The sequence below is a fragment of the Pseudomonas sp. EA_65y_Pfl2_P74 genome, assembly GCF_963970575.1.
In the GTDB taxonomy this organism is placed as follows: Bacteria; Pseudomonadota; Gammaproteobacteria; order Pseudomonadales; family Pseudomonadaceae; genus Aquipseudomonas; species Aquipseudomonas baetica_A.
On sequence record NZ_CAXAOQ010000012.1, the window covers coordinates 68,350 to 88,681 of the forward strand.

Below are 20,332 nucleotides of genomic sequence, written 5' to 3' on the forward strand. Positions count from 1 at the left end.
CGCCATAGCTCAGCACGTCTGCGCCGATGATCAGCGCGGTCGCTTGCGGGGTTTGTTGCGCCTGCAACGCGAACACCTGCTGCACGCAACCGCCCTGCGTGGTGTGATCGGCCACGCGTACCCAGTCCTGCAACAGCACATCGCGTTCGGTACTGTCCAACAACGGCAATTCGCCGACGCGGCAGGTCGGAGCGGCCACGATGCCACGCAGCAGGTTCTGCCAGTGACGAGCAATGCGCTCGACGGTCTCAGGCTTGAACAGGTCAGTGGCGTAGGTCAGCTCAGCGGCGAAACCGTCGCTGGATTCATAAGTATTGAGGGTCAGGTCGAACTGCGCGGTGCGCCCTTCCCACTGCACATCCTCGACACTCAACTGCGGCAGTTGCACCGCGCCACGCTGCTGATCACGGCGGGTCTGGTGGTTGAACATCACCTGGAACACCGGGCTGTGGCTCAGGCTGCGCTCCGGTTGCAGCGCTTCGATCAATTGCTCGAACGGCAGATCCTGATGCGCCTGAGCATCCATCGCCGCTTGCTTGACCTGCACCAGCAAGCGGTTGAACGGTAGTTGCCCGTTCACCTCGGCATTCAATACCTGAGTGTTGACGAAAAAGCCGATCAGGCCCTCCGTCTCGACGCGGTTACGGTTGGCCGCAGGCACACCGACGCGAATCTGCGCCTGGCCGCTGTAGCGATGCAGCAAGGCCTGGAACGACGCCAGCAACACCATGAACAGGCTCGCACCTTCGCGCTGGGCCAGTTGTTTCAGGGCGTCGCCGAGATCCGCCGGCAAGTCCAGCTCAAGGCGCGCACCGCGCAGGCTTTGCACCGCCGGGCGGGGGAAATCGATGGGCAACTCCAACACCGGCTGCTCGCCGTCCAGCGTCTTGATCCAATAAGCCAGTTGCCGCTCACGCTCGCCCGCTTCCAGCCAGTGACGCTGCCAGATCGCGTAGTCGGCGTATTGCACGTCCAGCGCCGGCAGCGTCAAGGGCTGCCCGCGGGTGTCGGCGGCGTAATGCTGGATCAGCTCATTGACCAGCACTTTGATCGACCAGCCATCGGAGATGATGTGGTGCTGGATCAGCACCAGCACATGATCGTCCTGCGCCACTTTCAGCAGCGCCACGCGCAGGAGCGGGCCCTGTTGCAGGTTGAACGGGCGTGCGGTTTCGCTTTCGACGAACGCCTTGATCGCAGCCTCTTCACCGGCGGCATCAAGACCTTCGGGCAGCGGAACCAGACTGATGTTCAGCGGCAGTTGCGGATGAATCACCTGGCAGAAGGTTTCGCCCTGCTCGGCGAAGGTCGTGCGCAAACTTTCGTGACGCGCGGCCACGGCATTGAAACTGCGTTCCAGCGCCGCCACCTCCAGCCGCCCCTTGAGGCGCAGGGCGCTGGGGATGTGATACGCGGTGCTGTGCGGGTCCATTTGCCAGAGGAACAATTGACGTTCCTGGGCATACGACAGAGGAATCGCCGCAAACCCGGAACGTGTCTCCGGGATCGGCAGGTTGGCCGCAGAGACGCCCTCTTCGAGCATCTTTTCCAGGTACAGCTTACGTTTGTCCAGCGGCAGAGTGATAAAGCGCTTGGCTACCCTCAAAGCAACACTCTTGTCCATCAGACTTCCTCCATATCGTCAAGCAGGGCTTCCAGCTTGCTCAGTTTCTGTTCGTTGATTGCCCCGCCTCCTGTATCGAGGTGAGCGACAAAGTCGCTCAGGACGGGGTGCTGGAATAACAGTTGCGGGGTCAGCGTCAGGCCCAGTTCGAGGGCCATGCGCGACACCACGTTGACCGCCAGCAGCGAGTGCCCGCCCAGTTCGAAGAAGTGATCGTTCAGGCCGATGCGTTGCACGTCGAGCACTTGCTGCCAGATCGCCGCGACCCGCTGCTCAAGCTCACTGTGCGGCGCGACATACGCGGCCTGCATCTGGCTGGCATCGACCGCTGGCAAGGCCTTGCGGTCGAGTTTGCCGTTGGGGGTCAGTGGCAACTGCTCAAGGAACAGCAGGTGCGCGGGAATCATGTAGTCAGGTAACGAAGACTTGAGGCCAGTCTTTAGTCCGTCGCGCAGGAGCCGCTGCGCTTGGCCGTCGCACAGATCCAGTGGCGGGGCGACCACATAGGCCACCAGTTGCGCGCCAGCCTCACCTTCGACGGCCAGCACCGCCGCTTCGGTGACGGCCGGTTGGGCGAGCAATCGCGCCTCGATCTCCCCCAACTCGATGCGCAATCCACGAATCTTCACCTGATGGTCGATGCGGCCCATGTACTCCAGTTCGCCCGCTTCACGCTCGCGGATCAGGTCGCCGGTGCGGTACATCCGCTCGCCATTGTCGGCGAGCGGGTTGGGTACGAACCGTTCAGCGGTCATCGCCGCGCGGCCCAGATAGCCGCGCGTGATGCCGGCCCCCGACAGGTACAGCTCAGCCGAAACCCCTTGCGGGACAGCGTGCAAATCAGCGTCGAGCACGTGACTGGCGCTGTGGTCGAGGGCACGGCCGATACGCGCCTGACCACCGGCACTGCGCCGAGTCCAGGTCGAATAGGTGGTGTCTTCCGACGGGCCGTAGAGGTCGTAGACGTGCTCGACCGTCGACTGTTGATACAACGCGTCAACCAGCCCTTGCTTGAGCGGTTCACCGGCCAGATTGATGATCCGCACGCTCGGCGGAATCTGCCCGGCGCGTTGCAGCGCGGCGATGGCCGACGGCACGGTGTTGATCAAACGAACCTGATCGCGAGCCGGCAAGTGCGGCAGCTCCAGGGCATTGCGCGCGATGATCAGCGAGCCGCCGTTGGCCAGTGTGACGAACAGCTCCCACACCGACAGGTCGAAGCACACCGAGGTCGAGGCCAGTACGCCTTGGATATCGTCGCGGCTGTAGACCTTGGCCGACCAGTCGATCAACGCCATGACGTTGCGATGGGCAATCGCCACGCCTTTGGGTTTGCCAGTGGAGCCCGAGGTGTAGATCACGTAGGCAAGGTTATCCGGCGCGACCGATGTTTGAGGCGCGACATCTGAATAGCTATTCAGCGACACCTGATCCAGCAGCAACACTTGCGTTTCGCCAGGCACCGTCAGGGTCGCGGCGACGGCTTGCTCGGTCAGCAGCACCCGCGCGCGGCTGTCCTCCAGCATGTACGCGACACGATCCGCCGGGTAATCCGGGTCCAGCGGCACATACGCGCCACCGGCCTTCAGCACCGCCAGCAAGGCAATGAGCAACTGCTCGGAACGCGGCATCGCCACGCCCACGCGCACTTCCGGGCCAACACCGAGCTCGATCAATTTGTGCGCCAAGCGGTTGGCTTGCGCGTCGAGTTCGGCGTACGTCAGTTGCGTGCTGCCAAAGGTCACCGCCAGCGCATCCGGCGTCGCTACGACTTGACGAGCGATGCCCTGATGAATGCACAGCTCGGTGGCGAAATCGGCAGCGACGCTCGGGACGCTTTCGATCAGGTTCAACTCACTGAGCGACCGGTCGCCCGACTCAGTCATCTGGCTCAGCAGACGCTGCAAATGCGCGCCCAACTGCGCCACGTTGGCCGCCGCAAAGCTGTCGCGCTGATAGCTCAAATGCACCGTCAGTTGCGTGCTCATGTTTACCAGCAGGGTCAGCGGATAGTTGGTCTGCTCCTGATTGGCCACCGCGCCGAAACGCAAACCTTGCGGCGCGCCACGTTCCAGCGCGTCGGCAATCGGGTAGTTCTCGAACACCATCAGGCTGTCGAACAGCGCATCACCGCCCTGCCCGGCCCAACGCTGAATATCGGCCAGTGGCGTGTGTTCGAACTCGCGCGACGCCAGGTTCTGCGCCTGCACGCCTTGCAGCCAACGGACCAGACTCTGCTGCGCCTGCGGCGCAGCAACCACCGGCAAGGTATTGATGAACAGACCGATCTGCGCTTCGGCACCCGGCAAATCCGCCGGACGCCCGGCGACGGTGGCGCCGAACGCAACACAGTCTTTGCCGGTATAGCGCTGCAACAGCAACAGCCAGGCGCCTTGCACCACGGTGTTGACCGTGACTTTCGCAGTCCGGGCAAATTCCCCCAGACGCTGAGTCAGATCCGCGTCCAGCACTTGGTAATGATCGCCATAGCCGACGCTCGGCAAACCGTCATGCGGCCGCGCGATGGCATTGGCCAGACGCGTTGGCTCTTGCAGGTTGTGCAGCGTCGCCAGCCAGTAGGCCTCGGCCGCCGCCGCATCCTGGCGTTGCAGCCAGCCGATGTAATCGCGATAGCGCCCTGCCGGACGTGCGACCGTTTCGCCGCTGTAGTGCTGCAACACTTCGCCGAGCAACTGCGCGCTGCTCCAGCCGTCCATCAGGATGTGGTGGTTGGTGTAAATCAGGTGATGACGATCCGTCGCGGTGCGCACCAGCACCAGGCGCAGCAGCGGCGCACAGGTCAAATCCAGCCCCTGTGCGCGCTCTTCGTCGGCGAGGGTTTGCAGCGCCGCGTCCAGCCCGGCTTTGTCGTGCCAGTCGAGCACGCTGAACGGCACTTCAACCTGGCGCTGCACCACTTGCACCGGTTGCGGCAGATCGCCCTGCCAGAAAAACCCGGTGCGCAGAATGTCATGGGCATCCACCACCGCTTGCCACGCCGCCTGGAAGCGTTGTGGATCGACGCCGTCGACGTCCAGGCGCATCTGGTTGATGTAGTCGCCGTTGCCATGTTCGAGCAACGTATGGAACAGCATGCCCTGCTGCATCGGCGACAGCGGGTAGATGTCATCGATGCTTTGCGGTTCGAGCACCAGCGCATCGAGTTGCGCCTGCGACAGTTGCGCCAGCGGGAAGTCCGACGGTGTCACGCCACGGTTGGCGTTGTCGCAGCAATGGCCGATCAGCGCCGTCAATTCCTGCACGTAATCATCGGCCAGACGCTGGATGGTCGCCGCGTCGAACATCGCGCCGCTGTAGGTCCAGCTCAGGTCCAGTTCGCCGCCGAAGACTTTGCCGTTCAGCGCCAGCGGGTTGCCCAGCGGGCCCTGCAGATTGACTTCGGCGCCGCCGGATTCGCCAGTCGGTACAAACAGGGCGTGGTCGGCGGCATCGAAACTGCCGTCGAACTGGCCCAGATAGTTGAAGGTCAGGCGTGGTGTCGGCAAGGCTTGCAGGGCTTGGCGAGCCAGCTCATCGCCCAGATGCGCGAGCGCGCCGAAGCCGATGCCTTTGTGCGGAATCGCCCGCAGTTGTTCCTTGACCTGCTTGAGCGATGCGCCCGGTTCGGCAACCGGCGAAAGGCGCACCGGGAACACACTGGTGAACCAGCCGACAGTGCGCGTCAGGTCGACGCTGTCGAACAGGTCTTCGCGACCGTGACCTTCGAGCAATACCAGCGCATGGTCGGCACCGGTCCAGCGCACCATCACCCGCGCCAGAGCCGTCAGCAGCAGATCGTTGACCTGCGTGCGATAAGCCGCCGGCGCATCCTGCAACAGCTGACGGGTCAGGGTCTGGTCCAGTTTGCTGCGAATGGTCAGCGCCTGATCGTGTTGCTGCCCACCGTCGGGACGGTCGAAAGGCAACGTCGCCGATGCACCTTGCAACTGTTGCTGCCAGAAGCCCAGTTCAGACTGCAACGCAGGCGTGGCGGCGTATTCCTGCAAGGCCTGCGCCCAGGCGTTGACCGCATGGGTCTTGGCCGGCAACTGCACGGCATTGCCCGTAGCGATCTGCCGGTAAGCGTTTTGCAGATCTTCAAACAGAATCCGCCACGACACGCCATCGACCACCAGATGATGGACGATCAGCAGCAGGCGTTGACTGCCATCGGCCAGGTTCGCCAGCACCGCGCGAATCAGCGAGCCACCGCTCAGTTGCAGGCTGCGCTGGGCCTTGTCGCCCAATGCCTCAAGGGCTGCGAGGTCGGCGACCGCGACTTGCCAGAGGATTGTTTCACCCGCCTGGGTCACAACGTCGCGATATTGCGCCGACCAGCCATCCGCCTGCTCGACAAATTCCAGGCGCAGGCTGTCGTGGTGCAGCACCAACGCATCCAGCGCTTGCTCAAGCAAGTTGCCATCGAGCGCCTGACTCGGTTTGAGCATCACCGACTGGTTCCAGTGATGACGATCAGGAATCGCCTGAGCAAAGAATTCCTGATGAATCGGCAACAGCGCCGTGCTGCCGGTGACCGGTTGCTGATCGATCATTTGCAGCGCTTCGCCCGTCTGCGCGACAACGGCCAACGCCTGAATGGTCTGGTGCTCGAACAGGTCTTTGGGCGTGAAGCGGATACCCGCCTGCCGCGCACGGCTGACCACTTGAATGGAAATGATCGAGTCGCCGCCCAGCTCAAAGAAGTTGTCGCTGATACCGGCCTGCTCAAGCTTGAGCACGTCTTGCCAGATCGTCGCCAATTGTTGCTCCAGCGCGTTCTGCGCAGCGACATAGGTCTGTTGCAGTTGGCTGACATCCGGTTTCGGCAGGTTCTTGCGGTCGAGTTTGCCGTTCGGCGTCAGCGGCATGCGTTCCAGACGCAACACATACGCCGGCACCATATGGCCCGGCAGGGTTGCCTTGAGCTGCGCACGCAGCTCTTCGGTGAAGTCGGCGCGGGCAGAATCACCCACCACATAGGCGACCAGACGCTTGCCGCTGCCGGCACTGCCTTCCTGGGCCACGACCACGGCTTCACGCACGCCGTCGAGCGCTTGCAGGGCGGCTTCGACTTCGCCGAGTTCAATGCGAAAACCGCGGATCTTCACTTGATTGTCGATGCGATCCAGATAGTCGAATGTGCCATCGGCGCGCTGGCGAACGAGGTCGCCGGTGCGATAAAGCAAGCCGCCAGTGCGGCTGAACGGATCAGCGACAAAACGCTCGGCGGTCAGCCCCGGACGATTCAGATACCCCCGGGCCAGCCCCGTGCCACCCAGATACAGCTCACCAGCCATACCTTGCGGCAACAGGTTCAGATCGGCGTCGAGCACGTAGGCACTACGGTCACCGATGCGGCTGCCGATTGGCGCGTAAGCGGCGCCGCACGGCACATCGCGGCCGGCCTTCCAGATCAGCGGCGTGACCACGGTTTCGGTCGGGCCGTAGCCGTTGATGATGAAGTCCGGATCGAGCGCCCGTTTGACCCGCTCGAAACTGGCGTTGGGTACCGCGTCGCCGCCAAAGCAATAGATGCGCACGTTGGGCGGATTGCCCACACGCTCGGCGTGTTCGGCCAGTTGTTGCAGGTACACCGGCGGGAACGCGACCACGGTCACGCCATGCTCAATCATGGCGTTGTAGGTCTGCTCCGGTGTCCACAGGCTGTCGTCGCGGATCAGCAACGAGGCGCCGTGGGTGAGGCTGGTCAGCCAGCGCTCATGGGCGCCGTCGAAGGCGAACGACATGAAGTGGAATTCGCAATCGCTGTCGCGCATTTCATAACGCTGACCGATGGCCTGGCAATGCATCGCCAAGGGGCCGTGAGCGACGCTGACGCCTTTGGGGTTACCCGTGGAGCCGGAGGTGTAAATCACATACGCGAGGTTATGCGGATCGAGTTGCACGGGCGGCGCGGTGATCGGCCATTCGCGCAAGTCGAGGCGATCGAGTTCAAGCAGCGGCACCGATTCGGCCACAGGCAATTGCGCCGACACCGACGAGTCGCTGATCAACAGCGCGAGCCCCGAATCCTCGATCAGGTAGGCCAGACGTTCACGCGGATAGCTGGTGTCCAGCGGCACGTATGCGCCGCCAGCCTTGAGCACCGCCAGCAACGCGACGATCACCGCCTCACTGCGCGGCAGGGCCACACCGACGCGGGTTTCCGCACCGACGCCACGGGCGATCAACGCGTAGGCCAATTGGTTGGCGCGCTGATCGATTTCGCCATAGCTGAAGCGCTGACCGTTGAAGATCACCGCCGTGCGTTGCGGACTTTCGCCGGCCAGCGCGGCAATACGCTGATGCACGCCGATGTCCACCGGGTACGGTTGCGGATGGTTTTCGGCTTGCTGGCGCGCCTGCTCTTCAGCGCTGGCCAGGCCGATTTCGCCGAGGTTGCGTTCAGCCGACACGGCAAACTGCTCAAGCAGTTGCAGCAGGTGCGCACTGATGCCGGCGATGACATCGCCGGCGAACTGGCCACGGTCGAAGCTGTAATGCAACGCCAGTTGCTCGCCGAGCGTGACCGCTACGCTGAGCGCATAGTGCGTTTGCTCCAGATTGCCCACGCCACCGAACACCAGCCCTTGCCCGGCCTGACTCAGGGCCTGGGCAATCGGGTAGTTTTCGAACACCAGGATGTTGTCGAACAGCGCTTCGCCACCCTGCCCGGCCCAGCGCTGGATGTCCGCCAGCGGCGTGTGTTCGAAGTCGCGCAGGCTGAGGTTCTGCGCCTGCACCGCTTGCAGCCATTGGCCGACGGTTTGGTCCGGACGCGGCGCACCGATCACCGGCAAGGTGTTGATGAACAGACCGACCTGCTGCTCGATGCCCGGCAGATCCGCCGGACGCCCGGCCACGGTCGCGCCGAACGCCACCGCTTCGTGACCGGTGTAGCGTTGCAGCAACAGCAGCCAAGCCGCTTGCACCAAGGTGTTGACGGTGACTTTCTGCTGACGGGCAAACGCTTCCAGTGCCTTTGTGCGTGGCACGTCCAGCGTCAGGTAGTGGTCGCCGTGACCGCTGAGGTTTCCCCCACCGGTGGCGGCGCGGGCCAGTCGGGTCGGCTCTTGCAGCGCAGCGAGTTGTTCGCTCCAGAAGTCCTGACTGAGTTGACCGTCCTGCCGTTGCAGCCAGGCGATGTAATCGCGAAAACGTCCACCGCCGCTTACCGGCGTCCGGCCGCCGTAACGCAGCAAGACTTCGCCAAGCAACTGCGAGTTGCTCCAGCCGTCCATCAGGATGTGGTGGTGGGTGTAAATCAGGTGCCATTGCTCGGCGCCGGTCTGCACCAGCACCAGTCGCAGCAAAGGTGCGCAACTCAGATCAAAGCCTTGCTGACGTTCGGCATCGGCCAACGCTGCAAGAGCGGCTGGCTGATTGTCGCGGTTGCGCCAGTCCAGCGTGGTAAACGGCAACTGCACCTGTTTGTGCACGATCTGCAGCGGCTGCGTCAGTTCGCCCTGCCAGACGAAACCGCTGCGCAGAATGTCCTGCGCGTCGACGGTGGCTTGCCATGCAGCGCGGAAACGCTCGGGATCAACGCCTTGTACATCGACGCGCAACTGGTTGATATACTCACCCGCCGCTTGCTCGTAGAGGGTGTGGAACAGCAAACCCTGCTGCATCGGCGACAGTGGATAAAGGTCATCGAGCTGACCGGCCGGCACCGGCAGTGCATCGAGTTGCGCCTGCGTGACCTGCGCCAGCGGGAAGTCCGACGGCGTCGCTTGCGCGGCTTGCAGGGTGCAGCAATGTTCGATCAGCGCGTGCAACTCGACGGCGTATTGATCCACCAGTTTCTGTACGGTTGCGCCGTCGAACATCTCGCGGCTGAACCCCCAACTCATCGACAGTTCGCCGCCATACACCTGACCTTCCACGGTCAGCCAGTTGGCCAGCGGCGCCTCTGGATCCTGCGCGACACCGCTGTTTTCAGCGCACGGTACGAACAGCGCCGCCTCGTCGAACTGGCGGTCGAACTGGCCGAGATAGTTGAAGGTAATGCGCGGCGGCGCCAGCGACTCAAATTCGGCGCATACCGACGGCGCCGCGAGATAACGCAGCACGCCATAGCCCAGACCTTTGTCCGGTACCGCGCGCAGTTGCTCCTTGATCGACTTGATCGAGCCGTCGAGATCATCGACGGCAATCAGATTTACCGCGAACAGGCTGGTGAACCAGCCCACAGTGCGACTCAGGTCGATGTCATCGAACAGATCTTCGCGACCATGCCCCTCCATCTCGATCAGCGTGCCCGGTTGCTCGCTCCAGCGGCTGATGGTGCGCGCCAGTGCCGTGAGCAGCAGATCGTTGACCTGCGTGCGATACGCTGCCGGCGCCTGTTGCAACAGTTGACGGGTGCGCTCGGCGTCGAGGCGCCATTGGATTTTCTCGCCATGCCGGTTCTGCAGGCTGCCATCCGGACGCTCGCACGGCAGATCCCGGGCATCCTGATGCTGGGCTTTCCAATAATTCAGTTGGTCGTCGAAACGCGACGCTGCGCTTTCGAGGCGTGCTGTCCAGCTCTGGAAGGCTGTGGTTTTTGCCGCCAATTGAATGCCGCCGCCCGCCGCCAGTTGCTCATAGGCCTGCTGCACATCTTCCAGCAGCACTCGCCAGGAAACCCCATCCACCACCAAGTGATGAATGATCAGCGCCAGACGCTGGCTGCCATCGGCCAGCGTGACCAGCAACGCGCGCAGCAGCGGGCCGTTGCGCAGATCAAGACTGCGCTGGGCCTCGTTGCATAAGGCGTTCAACTGCTCGACTGAGTCGGCGTCGCGCTGCCACAGCCCAGCGCTTTCAACCCGTGGGCCGTGGCTTTGCTGCCAGCCTTCGGCGTTTTCGACGAAGCGCAGGCGCAGGGCATCGTGGTGGTTGATGACGTGCGCCAGCGCGGTATCGAGCCACTGAGCGTTCAAAGTGGCGCGCGGGGTCAGCAGCAACGACTGGTTCCAGTGCTCACGCACCGGCATCGCATGGCTGAAGAAGTGTTGCTGGATCGGCCCGAGTACGGCGTCGCCGGTCACTGGCCCTTGATCCACCGACGTCTGGCTGTCCAGCGTGGCGACCCGTGCGAGGCTGCGCACGGTCTGGTACTGGAACAGATCACGCGCACTGACGCGAATCCCGACCTGTCGCGCCCGGCTGACCACTTGAATGGAGATGATCGAGTCGCCGCCCAGCTCGAAGAAGTTGTCTTCGAGGCCGACGCGCTCAAGACCGAGCACGTCGGCCCAGATCGCCGCCAGGGCTTTTTGCATCGTGTCCTGCGGCGCAACGAAGGCTTGCTGCGGCGCGGCGTCAGGTTGCGGCAGAGCCTTGCGATCCAGTTTGCCGTTGGCGGTGACCGGCAGTGTGGCCAGGGTCATCAGGTAGGTCGGCACCATGAATTCCGGCAGACTGCCGAGCAGCCAGGCCTTGACGTCCTGCTGCCATTGCTCGTGCGGCTGAGTATTTTCCAGCACCAGATAAGCCACCAGATGCTTGCCGCCCTGCACCAGCACCACGGCCTCACGCACCCGCGAGTGCTGCATCAGGCGGGTTTCGATTTCACCGAGTTCAATGCGCAAACCGCGCAGTTTCACCTGATGGTCGAGACGACCCAGGTACTCGATCACGCCGTCAGTTCGCTGACGCACACGGTCACCGGTACGGTACAGGCGCGCGCCCTCATGGAACGGGCACGGCACAAAACGTTCGGCGGTCAGTGCCGGACGCTGGTGATAACTGCGCGCCAGCCCCGCTCCGCCCAGGTACAGTTCGCCGGCCACGCCACTTGGCACCGGCGACAGTTCGGCGTCGAGCACATGGGTGCGCAGGTTGGCGATCGGACGACCGATCGGCACGCTGTCGGCGCCTTCGTCGACGCACGTCCAGTGGGTGACGTCGATGGCCGCCTCCGTCGGACCGTAGAGGTTGTAGAGGCCGGCGTTCGGCAGTTTGGCGAAGACTTGCAGTTGCGCATCCAGTGGTAATGCTTCACCGCTGCACACGATGCGTTTGAGGCCGGCGCACGTTTCGACGCCCGGCTCGTGAATAAACGCCTGCAACATCGATGGCACAAAATGCAGCGTAGTAATGCGGTGGCGGTTAATGGTGTCGATCATCTGCCGCGGATCACGGTGCGCCCCAGGCGCAGCGACGACCAGACGCGCACCGCTGAGCAGCGGCCAGAAGAACTCCCAGACCGATACGTCGAAGCTGAAAGGGGTTTTCTGCAGCACCGAATCACTGGCGTCCAGAGCGTAAGCGTCCTGCATCCAGCACAAGCGGTTGACCAGCGCGGCGTGACTGTTGCCGGCCCCCTTGGGCTTGCCGGTGGAACCGGAGGTGTAAATCACGTACGCAAGATTCAACGGATCAACCGGTACATCCGCACGGCTTTCACTGTAGCCGTCGAGCAGGCCCGGCTGATCCAGCGCAATGACCTTGACGCCGTCAGTCGGCAGGGATGTCAGCAGCGCCGCTTGGGTCAACAGCAAGGTGATGGCGCTGTCCTCGATCATGTAGGCCAGACGTTCCTGCGGATACTCCGGGTCCAGCGGCACATAGGCGCCACCCGCCTTGAGGATGGCCAGCAGGCCGACGACCATCTCCAGAGAGCGCTGGGCGCAGATGCCGACCAGACTGTCGGCCTGTACGCCTTGCTCACGCAGCAGCTGCGCCAGTTGATTGGCCCGGGCATCCAGCTCGACGTAGCTCAAGGTCTGCTCACCAAACACCAGCGCTGGCGCATTCGGCGTACGGGCAACCTGCGCTTCGATCAGTTGATGAATCGACTGCTCGGTCGGGTAAAGCGCCGGCGTATCGTTCCAGGCGTGCACCAGCGCGTGATGTTCATCGACCTCCAGCAGTGGCAACTCGCCAACCCGCTGCGACGGATCAGCGACCATCGCTGCCAGCAAGCGCAGCCAGTGACGTGCCATGCGTGCGATGGTCGCGGCGTCGAACAGGTCGCTGGCGTAGGTCAATGCGGCGTGCAGCTTGCCACCCTTCTCGCAGGTATCCAGGGTCAGGTCGAACTGCGTGGTACGACTCTGCCAGTCGAGACTGCTCAGCGCCAGACCCGACGCGGTGCTCAGCGCGGCGACGTCGGCCACTTGCGGCTGGTGGTTGTACATCACCTGGAACAGTGGCGTGTGGCTGAGGCTGCGTTCCAGTTTCAGCGCTTCGACCAGTTGCTCGAACGGCAGATCCTGATGAGCCTGGGCGCCGAGCGCGGTTTCCTTGATCGCGCGCAGCAGATCATCGACGCGGGTCTGGCCGTCCAGTTGCGTGCGCAGCACCTGGGTGTTGACGAAGAAGCCGATCAGCCCTTCGATGTCCCCACGGTTGCGGTTGGCAATCGGTACGCCGACACGGATATCCGTCTGACCGGTATACCGGTGCAGCAGCGCGTTAAAGGCGCCGAGCAAAAACATGAACAAGGTGACCTGATGCTGCTGCGCGGTGTTGCGCAGTTGCTCGGCCAACTGAGCGTCGACGGCAAATTCGTAGCGGGTACCGCGATAGCTCGGCACCGTCGGGCGCGAATGATCCAGCGGCAATTCCAGTACCGGATGTTCGTCGCCCAGTTGCGCCTGCCAGTAGTCGAGTTGGCGTGCCTGCTCGCCCGCCTCCAGCCAGCGCCGTTGCCACAGGGCATAGTCGCTGTACTGAATCGGCAGCGGCGCCAGTAGCGGCGGCTGATCGCCATCGAACGCGTCGTAGCAGCGGATGAATTCATCAATCAGCACGTTCATCGACCAGCCATCGGAGACGATGTGGTGCAAGGTCAGCAACAGGACGTGTTCCTGCTCCGCGAGTTTGAGCACATTGACCCGCAGCAGCGGGCCGACTGCCAGATCGAACGGCAGCACCGATTGTTGCTCGGCGGCGTGAACCACAGCCTGCTCGCGTTCGGCCTGCGGCAGAGCGCTGAAATCTTCACGGGCAATCACCAGCGGTGCGCTGGCCGGCACTTGCAGCAGGCGGTCATCGGCCTGGCGCTGGAACACCGTGCGCAGGGTTTCGTGACGCTCCACCAGACAGGCGAAGGCTTGCTCCAGCGCCGCCACATTCAAGCGCCCACTCAGACGCACTGCGCCCGGCAAGTTGTAGGCGCCACTTTGCGGATCGAGTTGCCAGAGAAACCACATGCGCCGCTGCGCGTAGGACAACGCCTGACGATCCTCGGCCTCGATGCCGGCGGGGATCGGAAACCGGGCGAAATCCACGCCCTCCTTTTGCAAAGCCGCAAGGAACATCTGGCGCTTTTCCAGCGGCAGTCCGATAAACCGGCGAGCAAGTTTCAAGGAGTCTTCAGCATTCATTTCTCAGCATCCGGATCAGTAGGCAGGCAGCACAAAGGCACGTCGTCCCTATAAAACGAATGCAGACCGGAAAAATTAGCGAATGAGAACAACTGTCAGGCGGGAAGCAGAACGGGGATTTTTCAGTTAATACAAATCAAATGTGGGAGGGGCTTGCTCGCGAATGCGCTTATCAGTCAGCAATACATCAACCGAAACACCGCATTCGCGAGCAAGCCCGCCCCCGCAGGTATTGCCGTGATCATGCGGTTGCGGCGCTGGCATGCCGGCGATGATGCAGGTCGAGTTGATCCTTGATCACCTTCAGCACCTTGGCCTCATGTTCATGAATGAAAAAGTGCCCACCGGCGAGCATGTCCACCGAGAAGCTGCCACGGGTTTCCTTGCTCCAGCCGATCAACTGCTCGGCGGTGGCGCGGTCAGCCTTGCCGCCGAACACATGCACCGGGCAATTGAGCAGTGGTCGCCGTAACGGCTCGAATCTGCCGCAGAGCTGGAAGTCCGCGCGCAGGATCGGCAGCGTCAGGCTCATCAACTCCGCGTTGGCCAACACTTCTTCGCTGGTGCCATTGAGTGTGCGCAATTGATCGATCAGCTCGGCGTCGGTTTTCGGCTCGGCAAACCCGCGATCGTAATCGGCGCGCATCGTCGGCGCTGCCGTGCCCGAGGCGAACAGTGCAACCGGTTCCGGGCAACCGAGGGCACGCAAGGCGTGCGCCATTTCGCAGGCCAGCAACGCGCCAAGGCTATGGCCGAACAACGCGTAAGGCGTCTTGAGTGTCGGGCACAACTCTTTAGCCAGTTGCCTCGCCAGTGCACGCATGTCGGTGTGCAATGGCTCACCGAAACGTGCGCCGCGCCCCGGCAGCTCTACAGGTTGCAAGTGCAGCCATTGCGGCATCTTCGGCCGCCAGCGGCTGTACACCATGGCACTGGCGCCAGAGTACGGCAGGCACAGCAGGGTCAGCTTGGTCACCATGCGCTCCTCAAAAAAACTATCCGTAGTGAGAAACGGATTGCGCCCTGAACAAATTAGTCGCCAGCCAGTAAATCCTGCATACAGGCGCTCGTTAACTGTTCAGACCAAAACCAATAATGAGGATTCACCGTGGACCTGCAGCGCATTCTGGGCAAGTTGTTCGCCAATGCCGGTGCCGTCGGCATCGAAGGCGTTTTCCAATTCGTGTTTGGCCCGCAGCAGGCCTACTGGTCCGAGGTCAAGGCCAGCAGCCGCACTGTGCCGGGCCGACATGCCAGCCCCGATGTGACCATCGAAGTCGCCGAGTGTGATTTTCTCGGGATCATGGGCGGCATGGCCAACGTCGAAGAACTGTTCGCCAGCGGTCGCCTGAGGATCGGCGGCAACATGGGCCTGGCGACGCTGCTGCCGCAGATCATCGAGCATGCGATGCACGGTGGCCCCGTGACGGAAAAGGTCGACATGAACAAGCGCTATCCGACCCCGCCGCGCTTCAGTGAAAAACTCACCGCCAGCCTGCCGACACAGATCAGCATCGAGCGACGCGCGCGCAACGAGTTGTCGGTCAGCGAATTCAAAAGCAAGTACTTGCCTAACGGTATTCCCGTGGTGATCAGCAACGCGCTGCACGACTGGCCGTTGTTCAAACTCAGCCGCGAAGAATCGCTGGTGCATTTCGCCGAACTGCAAGGCATCACTCGCCATGGCGATTACGTGAAGAAAACCTTCTCTACCGAACGTGATTTCCGTTCGACATCGATGGCCGACTTCATCGCCTCGCTGGACACGCCAGCGGCCAAAAGTGCAGACGGTGAACCGCCGGCGTACATGGGCAACAACATTCTGCCGACGCAATTGATGCAGCAGATCCAATACCCGCCCTACTTCGATGCCACGCTGTTCATCCCGCCACGAATCTGGATCGGCCCCAAAGGCACGCTGACGCCGTTGCATCGCGACGACACCGACAATCTGTTTGCTCAGGTCTGGGGGCAGAAGACGTTCACCCTCGCCGCGCCTCATCACCGTGAAGCGCTGGGCACCTGGTCGACGGCGCCCAAGGGCGGTCTGGATGGCTGTGACTTCAACCCGGATGCGCCGGACTACGAACGCTTCCCGGCGGCGCGGGATGTGACATTCCTGCGGGTGACGCTGGAGGCAGGGGACCTGCTGTTCTTGCCGGAGGGCTGGTTCCATCAAGTGGTGTCGGTGTCGACGTCGCTGTCGGTGAACTTCTGGGTCAACTCGGGGCGCGGTTGGTGACCGCGCCCACAAGGACGAGCTCATTTCAAATGTCGGAAGCTCTGCACCGCCGAAACCAGCACCACCGATCCGGCCGCAATCGCCAGCCAGAAACCGCTACGCGCGCCAAAGGCATCCACCAGCGCCCCGGACCCGGCAGCACCGACAGCGACGCCGATGCTCAGACCGGTCACCAGCCAGGTCAGACCTTCAGTCAGTTTGGCCGGCGGCACAATACGCTCAATCAACGCCATCGCCACAATCAGCGTCGGCGAGAAGAATAGCCCGGCGATAAACACCGCCACCGACAACCCGAAAATATTGCTCGCCAGCAGCAACGGCAAGGTTGTCACCGCCGTCGCCATACCGCCATACAAAAACAATCGCGGCAACGGCAGTTTCGAACGCATCGCACCAAACGCGATCCCGGCCAGGCACGAGCCGATGGCGTACACCGACAGCACAATGCTCGCCGCGGCCGGCTGCCCTTGATGCTGGGCGAACGCGACGCTGACCACATCGATCACGCCGACGATGATGCCCATGGCGGTCATCAACAGCAGCAACCATTGAACGTCCGTCGAGCGAATGATCGAGCCTTGGTGATGGGATGCGTGGGGATGCACCGCCGGCTCGGTGCTGCGCTGGGCCACGAACGCCGTTACGCCGATCGCCAACATCAACAACGCCGCCAGCGGCCCGGCTTCGGGAAACACCGCCACGCACAATCCCACCGACAGCGGCGGGCCGACGATAAAGCAGACTTCATCGAGCACAGACTCCAGCGCATACGCGGTCTGCAGTTGTGGCTGGCCGCGATAGATTTGCGTCCAGCGCGCCCGCACCATCGCCGACATGCTCGGCATGCAACCGGCCAACGCGGCGAAGATGAACAGCGTCCAGGTCGGCGCCTGCAACCGCGTACACAGCAACAACATCAACAACGCCCCGCCACCGATCAATGCCGACAGCGGCAAAACGCGCCCCTGACCAAACCGATCGACCAGCCGCGACACCTGCGGCGCACAAAACGCGGTGGCCAAGGCAAACGTCGCCGCCACCGCACCCGCCAGCGCATACCCGCCCTTCAACTGCGACAGCATGGTGATCACGCCGATGCCCGTCATGGAAATCGGCATACGCGCAATCATCCCCGCCAGCACAAAATTTCGGGCGCCGGGGGCATTGAACAATTCGCGGTAAGGGTTTGCCATCGGTTGCAGCCTCATCAGGGGCGGCCAAGTTGCCATAAAGGCTGATGAGCGTGGAAGCGGGGAATTGTTGGTGGAGTGTGAAAGCCTTCCTATCGTTTATTTCATGTTCGTCGATGAACTCTGGCCGCCGGCCATCAGTCAGCTAAATAAGCCCTCAATCCAGGCGCGACTTCGCATGCAGATTTCCCTCGCCCATCAAGTGGCACTCATCACCGGCGCCAGCTCCGGCATCGGTCATGCGGCTGCCAAAGCCCTCGCCGCTGCCGGCGCTGCGGTCGTCATCAACTACAATCGTCATGCCGAACCCGCCCACGCGCTGGTCCGGCAGATCATCGCCGACGGTGGTCAAGCCCTCGCCATTGGCGCCGATGTGTCAAAAGAGGATGAGGTCGATCGGATGTTCACTGACACCCTGGAAGCCTTTGGCTCACTGGATATTCTGGTGGCCAATTCCGGCCTGCAAAAAGACGCCGCCGCCGTGGACATGTCGCTGGACGACTGGAACACGGTGATCGGCGTCAACCTCACCGGCCAGTTCCTCTGCGCTCGCGCCGCGCTGCGGATTTTCCAGCGCCAAGGTATTCGCGAAGGCGTCTCCCGGGCCGCTGGCAAGATCATTCACATGAGTTCGGTGCACCAGCGCATCCCATGGGCCGGGCACGTCAACTACGCGGCCTCCAAGGGAGGCGTCGATCAGTTGATGCAGACCCTCGCTCAGGAAGTCAGCCATCAGCGCATTCGCATCAACGGCATTGCGCCGGGAGCGATTCGCACGGCGATCAATACCGCGGCCACTGAAGGGGATGCCGGCGAAAAACTGCTCGAGCTGATTCCCTACGGACGTATCGGCGAAGCTGAAGACGTCGCCAACGCCCTGGTCTTCCTCGCCTCTGACGCGTCCGACTACATCGTCGGTACGACCCTGTTCATCGACGGCGGCATGAGCCTCTATCCGGAGTTTCGCGGCAATGGCTGAACATCATCAAGAACGACAAAGCCCGATCGACGCCCACGGCATCATCGGCGACATGCGCAGTGCGGCACTGGTCAACGACAAGGGCAGCGTGGATTTTTTCTGCTGGCCGGAGTTCGACAGCCCGTCGATTTTCTGTTCGCTGCTGGATACCCCTGAAGCAGGGATTTTTCAACTGGCACCGGACTTGCCCGATGCACGGCGCGAACAGATTTACCTGCCGGGCACCAACGTCTTGCAGACCCGTTGGCTCAGTGAGCACGCGGTGGTCGAAGTCACCGACCTGCTTCCCATCGGCGACAACGAAGATGACATGCCGGTACTCATGCGGCGGGTTCGGGTGGCCAGCGGTCAGGCGACGTTTCATATGCGCTGCGCCGTCAAGCATGACTACGCCCGCGCCGAAACGAGCGCCCGGATGGACAGGCAAGACGTGTTATTCAGTGCCAGCGGTTATCCAACCCTGCGGCTGGCTGCCGACCAGGCGCTGAACATTGACGCAGGCGCGGCTGTCGCAACGTTCACCTTGCAGCAGGATCAGCAAGCCTCATTCATGCTCGGTGAAAGCCAGGATCCTCGCTTTGCCGAAGGGGCCGGCAACCTGTGCATGGCGCGCACCCTGAAGTACTGGCGCGACTGGATCAGCCAGTCCAGCTATCGCGGACGCTGGCGCGAGATGGTCAACCGCTCGGCGCTGGCACTCAAGCTGCTGACCTCACGCAGACACGGCGCCATCCTCGCCGCCGCCACGTTCGGCCTGCCGGAAACGCCGGGGGGTTCGCGCAATTGGGACTATCGCTACACCTGGATCCGCGACGCCTCATTCACGGTATATGCGTTCATGCGTCTTGGCTTTGTCGGGGAAGCCAACGACTACATGCGCTGGCTGCGTGGCCGGGTCAGCGATGGCCACGGCAAATCGATGAAACTGAATATTCTTTACGGTATTGACGGGCGCCAGCGGTTGCCGGAAACCGAGCTGACTCACCTGTCAGGTCACGGCGGCGCCCAACCCGTGCGGATCGGCAACGAAGCCTACGACCAAATCCAGCTCGACATTTTTGGCGAGTTAATGGACGCGGTGTACCTGGTCAACAAGTACGGCGATGCGATTTCTCACGAGGGCTGGAATCATGTCCGGCAAATAGTCGACCGCGTCTGTGAGACTTGGCAGAACAAAGATGTAGGAATTTGGGAAATGCGCGGTGAGCAGCATCATTTTCTGCACTCACGGCTGATGTGCTGGGTAGCGCTGGATCGCGCGATTCGCCTGGCTTACAAACGCTCGCTGCCCGCGCCATTTGCGCGATGGGATCAAACCCGACAGGCCGTTTATAGCGACATTTGGGAAAACTTCTGGAACGAAGAACATGGGCATTTTGTTCAGTACCAGGGCGGCACCGCGCTGGACGGCTCGATGCTGCTGATGCCGTTGATGCGCTTCGTCAGTGCCAAGGACCCGCGCTGGCTGGCAACGCTGCAAGCCATCGAGAAAAGCCTGGTGCGCGAAGGCATGGTCTATCGCTATCGCAACGACGACAACGGCATTGATGGCCTGCCCGGCACCGAAGGCGCGTTCGCCGCCTGCTCATTCTGGTACGTCGAATGCCTGGCGCGCGCCGGGCAAGTGGACAAAGCGCACCTGCAATTCGAACAATTGCTGCGCTACGCCAACCCGCTGGGGCTGTATGCCGAGGAGTTCGACACCCATGGACGCCACTTGGGCAACACGCCACAGGCGCTGACACACCTGGCGTTGATCAGCGCGGCAAGTTTTCTGGATCGTCGTTTGAGCGGAGAAAAGAATGCTTGGCAGCCGTAATGTCGTCAGAGGCTGTCGGAAATTTCACTCAAATAACCCTCGCTGTAGGACTAAAACCCGCCACTGATGCAGGAAAGTCCTGTCCCTGCGGCGAGGGACTACAAATACTCAACAGCACTTGATCCATCCTCCCCCTGCAACTTGCACTTACACCCCGA

7 protein-coding genes (1 of these 7 cut by a window edge) are annotated in these 20,332 nt (G+C 62.3%); 3 read left to right on the plus strand and 4 right to left on the minus strand.

Translation table 11 applies throughout. The features are described from left to right. The 3 genes from AACY18_RS11935 to AACY18_RS11945 form a co-directional block, all read right to left on the minus strand. On the minus strand, positions 1 to 1,624 hold the 5' end (the start) of the coding sequence (locus AACY18_RS11935; RefSeq protein WP_339464947.1) for a non-ribosomal peptide synthase/polyketide synthase. 13,379 nt of this gene lie to the left of the window's left edge; only the first 1,624 of its 15,003 coding nucleotides appear in the window; it begins with the start codon at positions 1,622 to 1,624; its stop codon lies off the left edge, out of view. After that, complete coding sequence (locus tag AACY18_RS11940) at positions 1,624 to 13,944, minus strand: non-ribosomal peptide synthetase (protein WP_339464949.1); 12,321 nt, start codon at positions 13,942 to 13,944, stop codon at positions 1,624 to 1,626. Before AACY18_RS11940 ends, AACY18_RS11935 begins: the two co-directional genes overlap by 1 nt. A gap of 241 nt (positions 13,945 to 14,185) precedes the next feature. Beyond that, positions 14,186 to 14,923 (minus strand): thioesterase II family protein, encoded by a 738-nt coding sequence (locus AACY18_RS11945; protein ID WP_339464950.1) that lies wholly within the window; start codon positions 14,921 to 14,923, stop codon positions 14,186 to 14,188. A gap of 129 nt (positions 14,924 to 15,052) precedes the next feature. Here AACY18_RS11945 and AACY18_RS11950 point away from each other — a divergent pair, with 129 nt between their 5' ends. After that, positions 15,053 to 16,186, plus strand: a complete 1,134-nt coding sequence (locus AACY18_RS11950; RefSeq protein WP_339432428.1) for a cupin-like domain-containing protein — start codon at positions 15,053 to 15,055, stop codon at positions 16,184 to 16,186. Positions 16,187 to 16,206: 20 nt separating this feature from the next. Here AACY18_RS11950 and AACY18_RS11955 read toward each other — a convergent pair whose 3' ends face one another. Beyond that, the gene (locus AACY18_RS11955) at positions 16,207 to 17,379 is read right to left on the minus strand and encodes an MFS transporter (RefSeq protein ID WP_339432429.1); all 1,173 of its coding nucleotides are present in this window, start codon (positions 17,377 to 17,379) and stop codon (positions 16,207 to 16,209) included. A 175-nt stretch (positions 17,380 to 17,554) separates the two neighbouring features. On the opposite strand from AACY18_RS11955, the gene AACY18_RS11960 reads away from it, so the two are divergent. Next, entirely contained in the window at positions 17,555 to 18,355 is an 801-nt protein-coding gene (locus tag AACY18_RS11960; RefSeq protein ID WP_339464951.1) for a glucose 1-dehydrogenase, read from the plus strand. Further along, positions 18,348 to 20,174, plus strand: a complete 1,827-nt coding sequence (locus tag AACY18_RS11965) for a glycoside hydrolase family 15 protein (RefSeq protein WP_339464952.1) — start codon at positions 18,348 to 18,350, stop codon at positions 20,172 to 20,174. The genes AACY18_RS11960 and AACY18_RS11965 overlap by 8 nt, the downstream gene beginning before the upstream one ends. The last annotated feature ends 158 nt before the right edge of the window (positions 20,175 to 20,332 follow it).